Annotated in this window: 17 protein-coding genes; 6 read left to right on the top strand and 11 right to left on the bottom strand. The window is 64.5% G+C overall.

Annotated elements, in window-relative coordinates; genetic code table 11:
• Nucleotides 1-50: 50 nt before the first annotated feature.
• The 5 genes from AB0N03_RS13490 to AB0N03_RS13510 form a co-directional block, all read right to left on the bottom strand.
• Nucleotides 51-1,217, bottom strand: a complete 1,167-nt coding sequence (locus AB0N03_RS13490) for a restriction endonuclease subunit S (RefSeq protein WP_364370068.1) — start codon at nucleotides 1,215-1,217, stop codon at nucleotides 51-53.
• Nucleotides 1,210-3,609 carry a class I SAM-dependent DNA methyltransferase gene (locus AB0N03_RS13495; RefSeq protein WP_364370071.1) on the bottom strand — a complete coding sequence of 800 codons (2,400 nt, stop codon included), beginning with the start codon at nucleotides 3,607-3,609 and terminating at the stop codon, nucleotides 1,210-1,212. The genes AB0N03_RS13490 and AB0N03_RS13495 overlap by 8 nt, the downstream gene beginning before the upstream one ends.
• A gap of 191 nt (nucleotides 3,610-3,800) precedes the next feature.
• The gene (locus AB0N03_RS13500) at nucleotides 3,801-4,007 is read right to left on the bottom strand and encodes a DUF397 domain-containing protein (protein WP_364370074.1); all 207 of its coding nucleotides are present in this window, start codon (nucleotides 4,005-4,007) and stop codon (nucleotides 3,801-3,803) included.
• Nucleotides 4,008-4,014: 7 nt separating this feature from the next.
• Nucleotides 4,015-4,740, bottom strand: coding sequence for a DUF5753 domain-containing protein (locus AB0N03_RS13505; RefSeq protein WP_364370077.1), 726 nt, complete (start codon nucleotides 4,738-4,740; stop codon nucleotides 4,015-4,017).
• On the bottom strand, nucleotides 4,731-4,856 hold the full coding sequence (locus tag AB0N03_RS13510; RefSeq protein ID WP_364370080.1) for a helix-turn-helix domain-containing protein: 126 nt from the start codon (nucleotides 4,854-4,856) through the stop codon (nucleotides 4,731-4,733). The genes AB0N03_RS13505 and AB0N03_RS13510 overlap by 10 nt, the downstream gene beginning before the upstream one ends.
• A gap of 134 nt (nucleotides 4,857-4,990) precedes the next feature.
• Here AB0N03_RS13510 and AB0N03_RS13515 point away from each other — a divergent pair, with 134 nt between their 5' ends.
• Both AB0N03_RS13515 and AB0N03_RS13520 read left to right on the top strand, forming a co-directional pair.
• Nucleotides 4,991-6,040: a hypothetical protein gene (locus tag AB0N03_RS13515; protein ID WP_364370083.1), complete on the top strand. Its 1,050-nt coding sequence runs from the start codon at nucleotides 4,991-4,993 to the stop codon at nucleotides 6,038-6,040.
• A gap of 13 nt (nucleotides 6,041-6,053) precedes the next feature.
• The gene (locus AB0N03_RS13520) at nucleotides 6,054-6,794 is read left to right on the top strand and encodes a hypothetical protein (protein ID WP_364370086.1); all 741 of its coding nucleotides are present in this window, start codon (nucleotides 6,054-6,056) and stop codon (nucleotides 6,792-6,794) included.
• 68 nt (nucleotides 6,795-6,862) lie between these two features.
• Here the strand turns inward: AB0N03_RS13520 and AB0N03_RS13525 are convergent, their stop codons facing one another.
• Nucleotides 6,863-7,123: a hypothetical protein gene (locus AB0N03_RS13525; RefSeq protein ID WP_364370089.1), complete on the bottom strand. Its 261-nt coding sequence runs from the start codon at nucleotides 7,121-7,123 to the stop codon at nucleotides 6,863-6,865.
• A gap of 93 nt (nucleotides 7,124-7,216) precedes the next feature.
• Nucleotides 7,217-7,414: a hypothetical protein gene (locus AB0N03_RS13530; RefSeq protein ID WP_364370092.1), complete on the bottom strand. Its 198-nt coding sequence runs from the start codon at nucleotides 7,412-7,414 to the stop codon at nucleotides 7,217-7,219.
• 128 nt (nucleotides 7,415-7,542) lie between these two features.
• Here AB0N03_RS13530 and AB0N03_RS13535 point away from each other — a divergent pair, with 128 nt between their 5' ends.
• Nucleotides 7,543-8,313 (top strand): hypothetical protein, encoded by a 771-nt coding sequence (locus tag AB0N03_RS13535; protein ID WP_364370095.1) that lies wholly within the window; start codon nucleotides 7,543-7,545, stop codon nucleotides 8,311-8,313.
• A 7-nt stretch (nucleotides 8,314-8,320) separates the two neighbouring features.
• Nucleotides 8,321-8,683 carry a helix-turn-helix domain-containing protein gene (locus AB0N03_RS13540; protein ID WP_364370097.1) on the top strand — a complete coding sequence of 121 codons (363 nt, stop codon included), beginning with the start codon at nucleotides 8,321-8,323 and terminating at the stop codon, nucleotides 8,681-8,683.
• Nucleotides 8,684-8,930: 247 nt separating this feature from the next.
• Here the strand turns inward: AB0N03_RS13540 and AB0N03_RS13545 are convergent, their stop codons facing one another.
• The gene (locus AB0N03_RS13545) at nucleotides 8,931-9,089 is read right to left on the bottom strand and encodes a hypothetical protein (RefSeq protein ID WP_364370100.1); all 159 of its coding nucleotides are present in this window, start codon (nucleotides 9,087-9,089) and stop codon (nucleotides 8,931-8,933) included.
• Nucleotides 9,090-9,455: 366 nt separating this feature from the next.
• Entirely contained in the window at nucleotides 9,456-11,774 is a 2,319-nt protein-coding gene (locus AB0N03_RS13550; protein ID WP_364370102.1) for an SEC-C domain-containing protein, read from the bottom strand.
• A 227-nt stretch (nucleotides 11,775-12,001) separates the two neighbouring features.
• Between AB0N03_RS13550 and AB0N03_RS13555 the strand changes: the two genes are divergently transcribed.
• Both AB0N03_RS13555 and AB0N03_RS13560 read left to right on the top strand, forming a co-directional pair.
• Complete coding sequence (locus AB0N03_RS13555) at nucleotides 12,002-12,472, top strand: UPF0158 family protein (RefSeq protein ID WP_364370105.1); 471 nt, start codon at nucleotides 12,002-12,004, stop codon at nucleotides 12,470-12,472.
• Between the two features lie 65 nt (nucleotides 12,473-12,537).
• Nucleotides 12,538-13,797 carry a helicase-associated domain-containing protein gene (locus AB0N03_RS13560; protein ID WP_364370107.1) on the top strand — a complete coding sequence of 420 codons (1,260 nt, stop codon included), beginning with the start codon at nucleotides 12,538-12,540 and terminating at the stop codon, nucleotides 13,795-13,797.
• Here AB0N03_RS13560 and AB0N03_RS13565 read toward each other — a convergent pair.
• Together AB0N03_RS13565 and AB0N03_RS13570 are read right to left on the bottom strand one after the other, a co-directional pair.
• Nucleotides 13,794-14,909 carry a hypothetical protein gene (locus AB0N03_RS13565; protein WP_364370110.1) on the bottom strand — a complete coding sequence of 372 codons (1,116 nt, stop codon included), beginning with the start codon at nucleotides 14,907-14,909 and terminating at the stop codon, nucleotides 13,794-13,796. The genes AB0N03_RS13560 and AB0N03_RS13565 overlap by 4 nt on opposite strands.
• Complete coding sequence (locus AB0N03_RS13570; RefSeq protein ID WP_364370113.1) at nucleotides 14,906-15,847, bottom strand: hypothetical protein; 942 nt, start codon at nucleotides 15,845-15,847, stop codon at nucleotides 14,906-14,908. The genes AB0N03_RS13565 and AB0N03_RS13570 overlap by 4 nt, the downstream gene beginning before the upstream one ends.
• Between the last annotated feature and the right edge of the window lie 19 nt (nucleotides 15,848-15,866).

Consider the following 15,866-nt stretch of genomic DNA (forward strand, 5'->3'; position numbering starts at 1 on the left):
GCCATCTCAGCAGCGCGACACATTCAACTGAGCATCCCAGTGCAATTAAATCAAACCTTGACTCGCACCCGCCCAGAAAGCAATACGTCTGCCAACCCTTGCTTGATATTTTTCAATTTTACCAACTCGGATTTGAGGGCGTCCACTTGCCGGGCGTAAGAGCCATAGAGCTCAGCGATTGCATGCTGATCACCAATGGGGACAAGAGGGATTGGAAGAGGCCTCAAGTCCGTAAGGTTAATGTTTCTTTGAGCACTTTGCGGCGCCCTAGCTTCGAGTCTAGCTTTTGAACGCCGAATGCTAAGTTCAACGAAACGTACGCTATTCGGCGGAGCAACCTGAACTCCGACGACAGAATCAGGGAAGTACATTCTTCTACCAAGAATCGCGGTATCTGCAATATTTGCAGCTATAGTCACGGCGATCGAATCGGGCGGAAAAGATGAGCTAACGCTAGCGCCTCGCCCATTGAGCGTTTGCGATGCCGTAAAGATATAGCCGCCCTTGGCGGCCGCCACATCGCCTGTTTGGATGAACGGGAATTCTCCGCCATACATGCGCGGATCATTACGTGGCCGGTGCGTAAATTTTCCGCGATCAACGCTGGCAACATCCTGAAGACGGGTCGTCTGATCCTCCGGAAACTGTGAGAACACCTCCTCCACCAAGCCGGAGATGAATACTTCTTCCTTCAGCAACATCCGGTCGGTGCTGCGGATCGCCTCATCTGCCGCATCCAGAATCTCGGCAATTTTCCGCTGCTCTCTCACGACAGGAAGACCAATCTTCATGGCCAACAGTTCCTGGGATCCAATGCCTTTTACAGTGGACCCTGTCGCCACAGCCTGAACTCTTGGCCGTAGACCTTGGAGGCAGTGAAGAAGATAGCTGGAATCGACATCCTTTCCAGGAGTCAGCGCCTTAAGATCTTGGTTGATCGCAATCTCACGCCCAGCGATAGCCACTCGACCGACTGCCATCCTAGTGGCAATCACGAGCGTACCGGGAGCAATTAGGTTTGCAGCGCTTCCACCCAAGCCGGCGGAGGTGATGTATTCCTGGGTTTCGCTAACAATAGAAGAACTTTCCGAAAGATCCTTAACTGAAGCCCACGGTATATCCCCATGCCAAAAGTTCGACACACCCCGCGACGGAGTCCCGCCGCCGCTAGCTTTTGTGACAGCTTCACGGAGTTCAACTATCCGCCATTCATTCATACCCTAACTCCACGAGAAATAGATCCAGCTTCGCTGCCGCCGCGTCCCGGTCTGACCTGATCGAGCACAGTGATATCGCATACTTCTCCCACCATTTCTCCATCACGGCTGTGATCTTGCTGCGCCGAGATGCGGCCTGTGCCTCCAGGTGGGCGGATACTTCACTGCGGAAGATGGCCAGAACAAGGTCCCTCTCAGCTTCCTTGCCTAGAATTTCGCGAGCAATGTTAATACCTCCGGGAAAGCTCTCACGGATCTTCTTCCATCTTGCCCTTGCCGCAGCAAGCTCTTTCTTCCATTTCGCCAATTCGACGTCAGAGATGACAGTGTCGATAGATTCGTCTTCTTCATCCTCTCCACCGCTTGTTGCTTCTTTGACTTTGGCGTCAAATTCGGCTCGTCTCGCCTCAGCATCAGCCAGGTCGCGCAAGAAGTCTGGGACTAGGAACGGAACCAGCTTGTGGTTGAACGGGTCAAGTTTCGAGTCGGTATTCTCGAACCCGTACAGCACCGTATCGATCCACGCATCGAGGAGGCCTCCGAAGCCACTACTAGCCAAGGTTTGCAAGTCATACTGGACGCCATCCCACCAACGGACTATCACCCCGGAGGTCTGGTAGTGGTCAAGCAGGCCGACTGGTTCGACTGTCTCCACGAAGGCGTTGAGCAGTTCGCGGCGGCAAGCCATCAGCTGTTTGGTCTCAGGCAGTCGCTCAAGCACTATGACGTGGTTGCTCCACCACTTGTCCAGAGCTGCGCGCAGCTCGGCCTCACGAGTTTGCACACCGGCGCTGGCGTCGACGATGCCTTTCAGGTCCGCCTTGGACAGTCCATTACTGAAGTCGAGGTAGTCGGCGTCGCGGTCAACGAAAACCCGATCATTTGGGTCGAAGCCGTATGCGGTGAAAAGGTCAGCCTCGGCAGCTACCTCGAACCTGGGGACACCGCCATGAAGGTGAGCTCGGACGTCCTGAGGCTCCAGGGGCGGAGCGTTGTCCGCATAGCGACGGATGTTGAGGTTGTCGTCGTTATCCCGCAGCTGCTCGCGAGTGACTACCTTGGCGTAGTGGGGAATATCCTTAAATGCCTCGTACGCAGTTACGATCTTTTCGGCGTGCTCAGGGAGCAGGTAGTTCTGCGCACGGCCCGTACCGAACTCGGCGTCGGCGTTGATGAAAAGGATCTTGCCCGCCTTCTCTGCAGGCTTCGAATGCGGCGAACGGAAGATGACGACGCACGCCGGGATGCTCGTACCGTAGAACAGATTCGATGGGAGGCCGATCACGGCCTCGATCGCATCGTCGTTCAAGAGTTTGGTACGAATCTCACGTTCCGGGCCGCTGCGGAAGAGCACACCGTGCGGCATGACAGTAGCACCGATGCCATCGCTCTTCAGGACCGTGACCATGTGCTGGACGAACATCAGGTCAGCCTTCTTGCTGCCGGCCGGCACGCTACCCCAACGGTATCGCTGGGGGAATCGCATGCCCTCGGTGAAGAAGTTGATCGAGAACGGCGGGTTCGAGAGCACCCGGTCGAAGTGGTCCAGTTCACCGCCCTTGGTGTGCATTGGCTCGGTCAGCGTGTCACCGTTGTGAATTTCAGCATCGGCAACGCCGTGCAACAACATGTTCATCTTGGAGATGGACCAAACGCCGCCGTTGTACTCTTGACCGCACAGCCGGAGGTCGCGGGAGTTTCCCCCATGTTCTTCGACGTACTCCTTGGAGAAGATCAACATGCCAGCAGAGCCGGAACAGGGGTCATAGACAGACATCCCGGCTTCGGGCTTGACCAGCCGCACCATGGTCCGCACTACTGAGCGCGGCGTGTAGAACTCGCCGCCTTTCTTTCCCGCCGAATCAGCGAACTCGGCGATCAGGTACTCGTAGGCCGCGCCGAGCAGGTCGGGGAACTCGAAGTCCTCGTTTCGTAGCCGGTAGTTGCCGAAGTGCTTGATCAGCTCCCGCAGTTTCTTGTCCGGCAGGGTACTCTGACCAACCTTGCGAGTGAAGTCGATGTGCTGAACGACGCCCTCCAGCGCGGCGTTCTCCTCCTCCAGCCGCTGCAACGCGACGTTCAGGCCGTCACCGACCCTGTTGTGCAGCTGATCACGGAGATAGGGCCATCTGGCTTCGTCCGGTACGAAGAACGCGTCGCGGTAGAAGCTCTTGACGTACGCCCTGCGTTCGGCCTCTTCCTGACTCCTGCCCTCGGCAAGCTGCCGCTTGATCACCTGCTCACGGGCGGCGTCGAACTGATCAGATGCCCGCTTCAGGAACAGCATTCCGAAGATGTACTCCTTGAACTCCGAGGCATCCATCTTACCTCGGAGGATGTCGGCAGCCGCGAACAAATGCCGCTCTAGCTGCGGCAACGTCAGCTTGCGCACTCCAGCCCCTGTCCTCGTTGTCAACCTTGCGTCCGTGAGCTTAGAGATGACCCACCGACAGTCCTGTGACCGCCGTGCAGTGGAGACATGCGACCCTATAGGGCCAAGGTGTGACGCGACAGCAGGCAGCCAAGTTCACGCGGTCGACGGCCTTGTAATTGAGAGACACGAAGTGTCACGGACGATGCTGCCTAGCCTTCGTCAGCAAGGGGCTGGGCATGCCACTCCGCCGCGGTGAAGTGGTGTGGCGGCAAGGAGCGGTCCTTTGTGTCTCCCACGTAGCGGCCACCGTCGGGGGTTTCCACGACCTCGACGCATGCTCCGCCGTTGCCACTGCTGTAGCTGCTCTTGCGCCAGTTCAGCGCAGGCGGTCCGTCACGACCGCCCTTCCTCTTCACCCAGGCCCTACGTCTCCCGGACGATTTTACTCAGCGGTCCAGCACTTGCCACAGGTGAGAGCGAGACTTGCAGAGCTCGAGCGAAGACGCCGGCGTAGCGGACGAGGTCGGCGGGACGCTCGAAGTACGTGTCACCGCGCTCGTTCTCGACGTGCACCAGGTCGATCTCGTCGACATCCGGGAACTTCAGCATGTTGAACGGGCTGTTCATCGCTGGATGCGCGCCCGCGCTGAACAGCACGATCTGGATCTTGGCGTGCTGTTGCTCGATCACGTTGATCAGATATTCCACCTGAGCCCGCATCACGTCCGGGCCGCCGACCAGCCGACGTACAGCGCCCTCGTTCCCCAGCGCGGTGATGTCGCCGTCCTGAAGGCGCAACTGACGCGCCTGTCGCAGGTCGACCATCCGATGGCCTGAGGCCTCCGATGCCTCGGGGTGAGCAGCATGAAACAGCGCACGAACGTAGCCCGGCGTCTGGAACAAGCCTGGCACATACTCGGACTCGTAGATGAGGATCTGGTCCGCGTCGCTCTCCAGGCTGGCGTAGATCTCGAACCAGTCGCCGATGACGTCGGAGTAGGACTCCCACGAGCCGCGTTCCCGGGACTCCTCGGCGAGGCGGATCAGGCGGTCGGTTTCGGGCTTGCCGGCCTCGTAGATCTCGCAGAGCCGGTAGACGTGCCGGGCCATGATCGCGTTGCGGCCGTTCTCGATCTTGGTCAGCGACACTCGATCTTGGTCAGCGACAGCTGCGCGATGCCGAGCTTCTTCGCCACCGCCGACACTGTCAGGCCGCGCGCCTCGCGCTGGCGACGCAACGTCTTGCCGACATAGCGACGTCGCACTCCCGGGCCGGAGGTACGACAACCCGGAGGACGGCGCGCAGCCTTCTGTCACTGAAAGTAACCCTCGACTACCTTTTGCAACGTGTTCAATGTTCTTGCTTGACCGAACACCAAACACCTGCAATCCTTGTGACATGCCTGTCGACCATCGCGGCGCGATCGATGCAGTCATCGCCGCGTTCGCAGCCGTCGACATCACAACAAGAGCTGCAGAGAAGCGCTCCGCCGACCCCACTACTGGTGATCTGACCGTCGAGGTAAACGGGGTACCGCTGGACGTCGATGTCAAGGTTGCTGCGACCGTGACACCGGATTCGCTGCCGAGGCAAATCCGACAGTGGGCCGACATGCATCCGCAAGCAATCCCTGCTCGCCTACTCGTCGCAGATCGCATCGTGGCAGCCGCCCGCGAAGTGCTCCGAGAACATGGTTGGAGTTGGCTCGATCTCCGCGGCCACCTGCATCTTTCCGGCCCAGGCGTACTCGTCGATACTCCAGTCCCTGCGACATCCGACGTCTCACGGCCAGTCGACCTGTTCGCCGGCAAGGTTGCTCTGGAGGTCTCGTGCGCCTTGCTCCTCACCCCTCAACGCCCGAGTTCCGTCCGGCAACTCGCGCGGGATCTCAACCGGTCGCCCAGCTCGGTGTCTGCCGTGATGAGCTCTCTACGGGAAGCGCAGCTCATCGATTCACAGGGACTTCCGGTAACTCCGGAGCTGTTCTGGGAAACGGCGAGCGCCTGGCGACCAGCACGAACGACAATCGCGCGCGTAGCGCTCCTTGACGACCACACGATCGCGGGCGCGCTGCACACTGGCAGGGATGAGCCGCCGACCGGCGTCGGCTGGGCCCTGACAGACACGATGGCTGCTGCCGCCTACGGCGCTCCCACCGGCGTCCGGGCCGGATATCCACCGGACCTCTACGTCCCCGACACGACGACGGCACACCGGGCCGAGACTCTCCTGGGCGTGCCGACCTCCGGCGCCGCCCGTGGGGCGACCATCCGGATCGCGCCAGTGCCTCAGGTGTGTTCCCTGAGATTCCCGGCATCGCCGGACGGTCCGCCGTGGCCGCTGGCGCATCCTCTGTTCGTGGCTCTCGATCTGGCCGCCGATCCCGGCCGCGGCCGGGAGATCCTCGAAGGGTGGAACCCACCGCAAGAGGTAACGCGTGTCTGGTGATCAACCCCGGGTAGTGGAGCTGTTCGGTCCGGTTACGGCGTCCCTGGTTCAGGCGCTGCCGGAGATCGAGCGGCGGCTCGAGCGGAGGATCACCGTGGTCGGCGGCCTCGCTGTCCTGTCGCGTCTCGGTTCGGCCGCGCATCGGGTGACTAGTGACGTCGACACGGTCAACCGGCGGCTGGGCGGTGAGCCGGGCCAGCTCGATGTCCTCCTCGCCTCGGGGGCTACCGCGATTGATGGAGCGGGCGCGATGGTCGCCACGCCGACCGGCGATGTCCGGGTGGATGTGCTCGAAGTCAGCGAGGAGCAGCTCGACGATCTCCCCGAGGATCCGACCGACCGGCTCTACGTGCTCAGTCACGACTGGGCTCTGCGTTCGGCGACACCGCTGCATATCCGTGCCGTCGGTGGCGGCACCACGAGCGAACACACGGTCCGGGTCGCCGAGCCGGGACCGCTCATCGCGACAAAGTTGCAGGCGCTGCCGAACCGGGCCCGTGTCAAGGAAGCGACGGACCTGCTCGACATCGTCCGGCTCGCCCTTGACGAGGAGACCGGGCCGGTTGTCCGCGCGCAGCTGGCAGCCGCCGACGTCGTGCTGAAACAGGACGCAGCTCTGCACGTCGAACGGTGGTTCGGGACAGCCGTCGAGCGGAGCTTGCGCCTCATCAGGACGACACCCATTGGCTCCGACACTACGCCGGACACGGTCGCGTTGGTCGGCGAACTTCTCCTCGCTTCGCTTGAGCACTGATGACGTTCGGTCACAGCCGGCATTGAGCAGCTCGGCATGCCGGGCGACGTGCCGAGCTGCTCGTCGTCCTACGCCGCGACGATGCCGAACGGCAGTTGCAGCTGATCGGCCGGCTCACCCGCAGCCAAGCCCGCAGCGGCCGTCAGTGTCACAGCGAGGCGACGGGCCTCGTCCTCGGTCAGATGCCAGCCCTGATTGGTCACTCCCTTGCCACACCAGATCCGCGGCGCGTCCTCGCGGACGCCCTGGTCAAGGCTCACGACCACGTGCTCGGGCTGCCACCCCAGCCCCGGCCCCATCTCCTGGGCGTCCTCCAAGGTCAAGAGCACCTGTTCCTCCCAGCTCGAGAAATGACGACGATCCGGGCCGCTGTCGCGATTGTCGCGGAGACCGTTGCACCACCGCGGGCAGGGCTTCGCCAGTCAGAACACGGGCCGCGAGCAGATTGCCGCATCCTCGCCGGAGCAGGCGATCAGATCTGGCGCGCCGACCTGCGTCAGGTCAGCTCGATGAAGCGGAACGCGTCCGCAACGGACGCAGGTATGCCCTCCACGCTGCGCCGTATCGAGTGCGCTCAGATCAACCCCGGGGACGTTGCCCGACAGAGCCTTGTTCTCCATACCGTTCTCCTTCAACGCAGAGCACGCAGACAGATGATCAGCCGATACAGGCGGAGCGACACGCCGCATAGGTGTCGCACAATCGAGTGATTCCTTTCATGATCACGCCGCAAATTCCGTATTAGGGGGTGTCGACCTCCCCCGACAAGGAAGGCAACGCAATGCCTGACCATCAGCGGTCGCTCACCTCGTTGGAGATCATCGAACGACGCTTCAACGAGCTGACCGCGCAGCCGACAGCACTGTCACTCGACGGACGCGTCATCGGATTCGACCTCCCCGACCGGCCGATCCCGTTGGACGAACTCCGGATCACGCTCCTGAAGCGCCAGACCAGCAACCAGGTGAAGAACGCCGTGTGGAGCGAGGTCGCGCGACGCGCCCAGGAACAGGGCGATCCCTGGATCACCGCGGCACTCGGGTTGATGATGCCGGGCCTGAAGAAGGTAGCCGGCAGCATCGCCCGCAACTTCCGCGGCGACATCGCCGACTTCGACGCCGAGATCGTCGAAGGCTTTCTCCAGGCACTGAACTCCCTGGACCCGGACAAGCCGATGCTCTACTCGTCCCTGCGCTTCATGGCTCACCGCTACGGGCTGGAGGCTCGCGGCAAGGAAGACCGAATCAACGGCACACGCTCCACCTACGACGAGAGCACCTTCGTCAGGTACCGAGCCCGGACAACCGGACATCCAGACCTCGTCCTGGCACAAGCCGTGAAAGACGACACCCTGACCGAGGACGAAGCCAGCCTCATCGGACGAGTACGGCTCGACGGCGAGGGAGCCGCATCCGTCGCCCACGAACGCGGTGTCTCCTCCTACCAATTCCGGCAACAACTGTCACGGGCCGAGCGACTACTGACGGAGTCGCTCACTCGCCATTCCGCCGTAGCATGACCCGCTGGTGGTGTCGGCGGCCAAGTCTGTCCGCCGACACCACCAGTCATGTGGGCTTCTCAGTATCTCATCCCAGAAAGCCAATGCCATGAATCATCGAAAAGTTCGCGAACTCGACCGGCCACGGTTCTACCGCGTCGGCGAGGCGGCAGCGATGCTGAACCTGTCACCCATGACGCTTTACCGGGCAATTCAGGCCGGCGAGTTCCCCGCTATCAGGGTCCGGAGCCGCATCATCGTCCCGGCGCGCGCAATCGACGACATCGAGCAGACCGCCGTGACCAGCAACAGCGTCGTCGACACGGCCAATTTCGCCACGACAACTCCGCCCGCGAGCCCTCAGGCTGGTCCGCGCGACCGCCAGATGTGATCGACTTGCGCGCTCGACACCCACCGGCGTGAAGCCCGGGAAGGCCGCGACACGCCCGAGCGCCAGGCCGGGATCTCATGACCCATTTCATGACCCGAAACGCTGCTGCCTGGTGATGTTCAGGAGGGCACCACCGAGAACGGTGAGGACAATGTTGCAGGTAGAGGCCATAGTCGACGCTGTGGCCTACTCTCCTAAAGCGGGTGTCGCAGGTTCGAATCCTGCCGGGGGCACCCTCAAGTCGGTGTCAAGCACGGGCCAGGCGTAAGGCGACGTCGAGCATTGCCCCCGAGGCCACGATGGACACCAGGGTCACCACAGCGATCAGCATGGTTTCGCCACGGCGATTCGCGTTGCGCAGGCAGTGGTTCGCGGCCAGCGCGACTACAGCCGCGGCGATGGGCATGATCCGTGACCAATGGGGATGGCGAACGCCACCCAAATGGCGAAACCAGCGAACACAAGGCTGAGAAGTCCAATGCCGAAATATGCGTCGACGGAGTCTTGCCGCTTTCGGCGAGATTCGAGCCCGCTTGTCGCCGGATGCCGGCTGCGACAGGACAGTCCGCCCTGCTTCCGCTTGCGCGTACTTCTCGGATTCGGACCGGCTGCTCTACCACCCGGCGAAGCCGGACGTGCTTCTGTCGAGCAAGTCGGCGTTAAAGGTCGAACTCGGACCAGCTCGGCCGCCGCCGGGCTGGTCGTGTTGGCCGCCAGCTTGGTCAAAAGTCCATGGCGGGCGCCATTCTTCACCGGGTCCGGGAAGAATTGCTTACTCGAGGCCGAGAGCAGCGCGTAGGCGGTCGCAATTCATGGCACCGGGCTCGCCGTGAGTCTCGGGGAAGGAGGCGAGGAGGCGGATCAGGTCGCCGCGACGGGTGGGATCTGCCGCTGCCTGGCGCGGGGTGTAGCCGGACAGAGCGGGGATCGGCTCGTCGAGCCACTGCTGCTCGTAGTCGCGGATGAACCGGTCGAGGATCGCCGTGGCCTCGGGGACGGCGGCTGGCGGCGAATCCGCAAATGACGAGCTGCCGGCGGCCTCTTGCGCGGGTTGGCGGGACTCGTTCACGACGGTCAGCTTCGGGTCGAGCGTGCGGAGTACTGCGAGCACGCGGTCGACGCGGGCTTCGCTGTTGGCCTGCACCGCCAGTTCGTGGCCGTCGATGCGGAGGGTGGCCCGGATGTGACTTGTGGCGGTGTGCTCGTGCCAGGTGTCGCCGTCGCGCGCGTATGTCTCGTCCAGCCCGGCGGCGAGCGCCGCCGGGTCGTCGGTTCGCAGGGTGACTTCGCAGAGCACCAACGGTTCGCCTTCGGTGTTTTGCACTGCCGGCGGCGCGAATCGCCTGGTCAAGAAGGAAATCAGGGTAGTCGGTTCGGGTGTCGAATCCAGGAGCGCGATGAGTTCGTCGCGCTCGTGCAGCGCCACCGGTTCGATGCCGCCGAAGATCTGCTCGGTTTCGCCCGTCGGCACGACCCGGGCGCAGATCAGCATGCCGCTCTTGAGCTGCCGGCTGGCCATCCGCTCGCGGATCTGGTGGACGTCGCCCGTGCGCACGTCGCGGACCGTGCAGCCCTCACCGGGGCGGACCTGCTCGATCTCGTACAACGATCGCTCGAGGAGCAGCCATTGCTCGGCCAGCGACCGCTCGTCCTCGGGCAGCAAGGCGCCCCGGGTAGCCACGAACTCGGCGAACACGCCGCCCTCGAACAGGACCGCGTCCGCGGTCAGCGGGTCACCCAGGGCATCGAACAGGGCATCGGGACTGTCGGCGGAGAACTCGGCCCGGACCTCCGCTGCCGCCAGCATCGCGCCGAGCCACGGACCGTCACCCAGGAACAGACCCGCCTTCCGGTACAGCCACGACGCACGATCGTCCAGCGTCAGCGTTTCACGCTGGAGGTGACATTTCTTGTACTTGCGACCGGACCCGCACCAGCAGGGATCGTTGCGGCCGATGTCGGTGCGGGGCTCGACCTGGAATCGCTCGAGGAGTTCGACCAGAACGTCGTCCGGTGGGGCGTCGGCGCGGCGCAGCAATGCGAGTCCCCGGGCGGCATCGCCGCGATCACTCGCGATGCGGGCAAGTGCGTAGAGTGCCGGCGGCCACTGCGGATCCAGAGACTCGGCAGCCTGGTATTCGGCCTCGGCAGCAGCCACGTCACCCAGCCGTTCACAGGCCTTGCCGCGTAGCCACCGCAACGCCGGCCGGACCTCGCGCGGTACGTTCGGCTCGAGTGCCTCGGCGAACATCCGCAGCGCCACCGCGCTCTCCGGGTCATTCGCGGAGACTTCCGCCAGGACCGCTTCGGCTACTGGCACCTCGGCCAAGAACGACACTGCCGCGCTGAACGTGGCGTCGTCGAGGCCGGCCTGCGAGCCCACCCCATCATCGGCGGCTTCTTCGTACCGCGTGAGGATCACCAGGACCGCGAACGCCGCTTCGTCGTCGAGGCCGTGCTGCAGCGCGATGTCCGTTCGACGCGCGTCCGCCCGCCACCGCCGGAAATCGAATCCCGCTGGGGCCAGCCATTCGTCGTCGTACGCCAGCCCGCAGGCAGTCATTGCCTCGCGCAGCGGCGGAAGCGGCTCCGTGAACAACACCGGGTCGCACGCACATGCCACCAAAAGCGCCTCGTGCAGCTCCACCGGCCCATCAGGACTCTCGGCGAGCGCGTCTTGCAGCTCACGTCCCAAGGCGGCCAGCCGACCCTCCGGCATCGCCTCGCCGGCGCCGGCCTCCAGCAGCAGCCCGTCTTCGGTAATCCGCAACGCGACGACATCACCCTCGGACAGTCCCCGCCCGCGAAGATGACCGGGCGGGAGCAACAGAGCCCCGGAGACGCCGATGACGTCCGGCGGGACACCTCGCCCGGCCAGCGTCTCGACGTCGAATTCCGGATACACCGGGACCACCGGTGAGCCGTCGACCAGTCGCTGGTACTCGGCACGCTGGACCAGCGTGTCGGCCAAGGTCAGATCGGGCTCTGACTCGAGGAAGTCGTGCTCGACCTCGGGCGCGGTCAGCCGGTGCGTGAACACCCTGCCCGCCAGCAGTGCGGGCACGGAGGCCCACCTGCCGTCGGCCAGCACCGTCAGCAGCCCGGCACCGTCGTCCAACGCCTCCATCAGTGCGTCCTCCGGATCGTCGTCCAGAGCCACACCGCCGTCGCGCAGGGCGGAAACGAGCCGCTCTTCGATCATCGGTCCGCGCTCGGCCAGTACGGCGGCGATCACATCGACGAACGGCGAGTCCGCGGTGAGGGAGGTATCAGCCACGGTCGGCTACGGTACTCACCCGCCGGGGATAGGCTTTCCGCATGCTCGGCTTGGACAAGTTCGACCTCGAAGAAATCGGGACAGCCCTGCAGGACCAGACCGACTTCGAGTACTTCCACCTGGTCGACCCCCGGACCGGCGAGCTGGGGTTCTGGACCGCGGACGGCGGGATCGACGGTGAGCACCCGGTCGACCTGGATGAGCTGGATCTGATCGCGATCCAGCCGCTGCCGTCCTACGTTTGGTACCAGGACATGGCGGACTTCGCGGAAGGTGTCAGCGACGAGCGGGCCGGCCGGCGGCTGCCGAGAGCTATCCGGGGTATGGGCGCCTTTCGCCGCTTCAAGGACGAGTTGTACGAAGAGCACCCGGAGCTTCTCCCGGCCTGGCACGCGTTCAGCGACGTCCGGGCGCGACGTCGCGCGGTCGAATGGCTTGCCGACAACGCGCTCGTCGACCGCGACACCGCCGCCCGGTTCGCCGCCGAACATCCCGATCCTGACCTCCCATGAGTGAACGCGGGCGCGAAATGAACGACGACGAAGAACGCTGGTTGCTCCCGACCGAGCAGGAAGGGGTGGCGAACCTGCGCACGATGCTCGAACTGTGCGCGGAAGGGCAGCTGAAGGCCAGCGACCGGACTTCACTGCCCGCGGCAGCGACCGTGGAAGCGATCGCGGAACACCTCGTCGACGGTGATTTCTACGTCGATGACGCGATCGCGGCCTTCGCCTGGCCTCTGCTGCTCCAGGCAGGCGGCCTCGCGAAGGTGGAGCGCAGCAGGCTGCGGCTGACCTCCGCGGGCCGAGACGCATTGGCCGCGCCGGGACCCGACACCATCCGCCTGCTCTGGCAACGCTGGTTGACTCACGCGGTGATCGACGAGTTCAGCCGCGTCGAGAGGATCAAGGGCCAGCGCTCGGCCAACGTGCTGACCGCGGCCACGACCCGGCGTCAGATGGTCGCGAAAGCACTGGCGAAGTGCCCGGTGGGCGAATGGCTGGACGTGGACGCGTTCTTCATGAAGATGCGCCGCGGCCACACGAGCCCGACCATCGCGCGTTCCGAGCGCGCGTTGTGGAAGTTGTACCTCGAGGATCCCGAGTACGGCAGCTTCGGTTACGCCGGCTTCGCCAAGTGGGAGCTGCTCCAAGGCCGCTACACCCTCGCTGTCCTCTTCGAGTACGCGGGGACGCTCGGGTTGATCGACCTCGACTTCGTCCACCCGGCCGGGGCCCGTGACGACTTCCGCGACAACTGGGGTGGCGAGGACATCGAAGCCCTGAGCCGCTATGACGGGCTTCTGGCCATTCGCCTGAACGCGCTGGGCGCCTACGTTCTCGGTTTGACCGACACCTACGAACCGCCGGTTGCCTCGGAACCGGATGTCCGGCCCCTCAAGGTACTGCCGAATCTCGACGTCGTCGCCACCACGCGGCTCTCGGCTGCCGATCGGCTCACCCTGTCCGCTTTCTCCGAACAGACCGCCGACCACGTCTGGACCGTCTCCGCGACCACCCTCTTGTCCGGTGTCGACGCGGGGCGGGACCTCGACGAATTCACGCGGTTCCTCGGCGAACGGACCGAGCACGAATTGCCCGGCGCGTTGACGACCTTGATCTCCGACGTCCGGCACCGGATCGGGCAGCTCACCGATCTCGGGGCCATTCGCCTGATCGAGTGCGCCGAACCCGCGACGGCCGCGCTCATCGCGCACGATCGTCGACTCCGTCCGCTTTGCCGTTTGATCGGCGACCGACACCTTGCCGTCCCCCAGAACCAGGAGCCGAAGTTCCGCAAAGCCTTGCTGCGTTTCGGTTATGTCGTGGGTGTTTAGAGGCCGGAACGCTCGAACCGCTCCAGCAGGCTCGGCTTGCGACGGTGTTCGGTACGCAGGCCTTCGAAGCGCTCGGCGAATGTCGCGGTTTCGCCGGTTCGAGCGCTGACAGCCTTGAGATCGGCGAGCAGCACGACCGCGTTGTCGTAGTCGGCGGGCCGCTTGTTCTCGATCAAAGCGGCGACCTTGCGCCACGCGTTCTCTTCGTCCGCGGCGAGTGCCTCGAGTCGCAGCTCCCGTGCCTCGGCGCGCGTCTGGCCCCTGAGCAAGGCTTCCGCCGCGGCGCGAGCGGTGGCCACTCCCTCCCGCTCGGTGCGCCGGGCCGACGCTGCCTCCAGCAGCTCGCCCGCCGTGCGGGTGCCGGCGGCGGGTGCGGCGGCATTCCGGCGCCGGAAGCGGCGGCGCACCTCTGCTGTCACGTGCGGGTCGCCGGTCACCGATCGCACCAGCAGCGCGTCTTTCTCCTGCTGGGGCAGGCCCTTGACGAATTCGGCGAGTCCGTCGTCGCGCGGCCGGCCACTGGCCTGGGCGGCGACGGTCAGGAGGTCGTCGTCGATTCGGAGGAACTCGGCCAGCGCGCGCAGCGAGCGGGTCAGCCGGTTCAGTCCCGGCGGTACCGGCGGTTCGAGTTCGTCTTCGTCGAGTTCGGTCTGGGCGGCGACCAGCCAGCCCAGGTAGAGCGCCCGGTGGTCGCCGGCCGCGAGGTCCGCGCGAATCGGGATCAGCTCACTCAGCCGGGTCTCGTCGGTTTCGTCCCAGCCGCCACCCTCCTCGTCGTCGGAACACAGGCTGAGGATGACGTGCGAATCGTGCCGCCAGGCACTGACCGAGTCGGTCGGACAGTAGGCCTGAGCGGTGTCGAGATCGAGGAACTGCTCAGGAAGCTTGATCATCAGGCTGTGGGTGCCCCAGTTGGCGAAGTACAGGTGAGCGTCGAAGTAGCGCTCCATCATGGTCATGGGATTGCCGCCGAAGTCGCCCCAGTGGTACTCGTTCGTGAACCTCGTCGCGGTGATGTCCGCGCGGGTCGACAAGGCCCGCAGCTCCGCCTGCTGGTCGTCGTCGAGTTCGTGGTCGACGGCCAGGAATTCGTAGTACTGGTATTCGCTCACGCGCGCGACTCTGCCAGATGGTCTGGCGACTCCCACCTCGCTCCATAGGCCAAGCCCGGCGTGAGGCCGCGGAATCGCAGATGGATCTCACCCGAGGAATCCACCTGTTCCCGACGGCCCAGGTAACCCGGATCCGACACGTCCCGCTGGAACGCTCCGTCCAGCGCCCAGACGTCCGGCGGCGGAACCCGGCCGAACCGGACCCGCAGGTCGAACTCATCGCACGGCTGCCGCGGCACGGACACCATGTACGGCCGCAGCGACGGCGGCCGGAACATGACCGCGTAGTCGAACGACTCGCCCCGGGACAACGCACGCGGCAGCTCCAGCCCATATCCCCAACGGGAGGACGTCTCCATCCCGCGGTCCACCAAAGTCCCGCCGTAGAGAACAGTGGCCGAGGGGCGTCCGGCGGGAAGCGACACCGCCAGGTCCAGAGACCGGAGCCCCTCCTGATCGGCGACGATCCGGCGTTGCTCGAGAACCACAGGCGAAGGCTGGTCCAGCACGAGCGCGACAGCCAGCGAAGCCGTGTGCCAGTTATCGCCCGCGACAGGCGCGGCAGCCGCGGCAGGAGTGGAAGACCAAGCCAGCTCCGCCAGCAGGTCGATCGCCTCGTCGACGCGGCGCCGGACCGTTCGGGGGTCGCGGTCCAGGCGGAGCGCCGCCCAGCGGACCCTTTCCTGGTACAGCGGCTGGCGGGCCTCCGCGCAGATCGCGAAGGCCGCCAGTGCCGCCACCCGCAGGTCCTCCGGGAGGTCCGCCGCCAGCTGGGACAGGCGGCCGCCCACCTTGTCGCGGATCGCCACCATTCCGTCGTCGGCCGCGACCGCGCACGCCGAACGAAGACGAGGTCCGACCCGGTCCTCGACGCGGCCCGCCAACCCGCGCCCCTTACGCAGCGTCTTCAGCTCTTGGACCAGCTCAGAACGCTCCACAGTCGTTCTCCTTCAGTGC

Source organism: Amycolatopsis sp. NPDC051061 (assembly GCF_040682935.1).
Taxonomy (GTDB): domain Bacteria; phylum Actinomycetota; class Actinomycetes; order Mycobacteriales; family Pseudonocardiaceae; genus Amycolatopsis.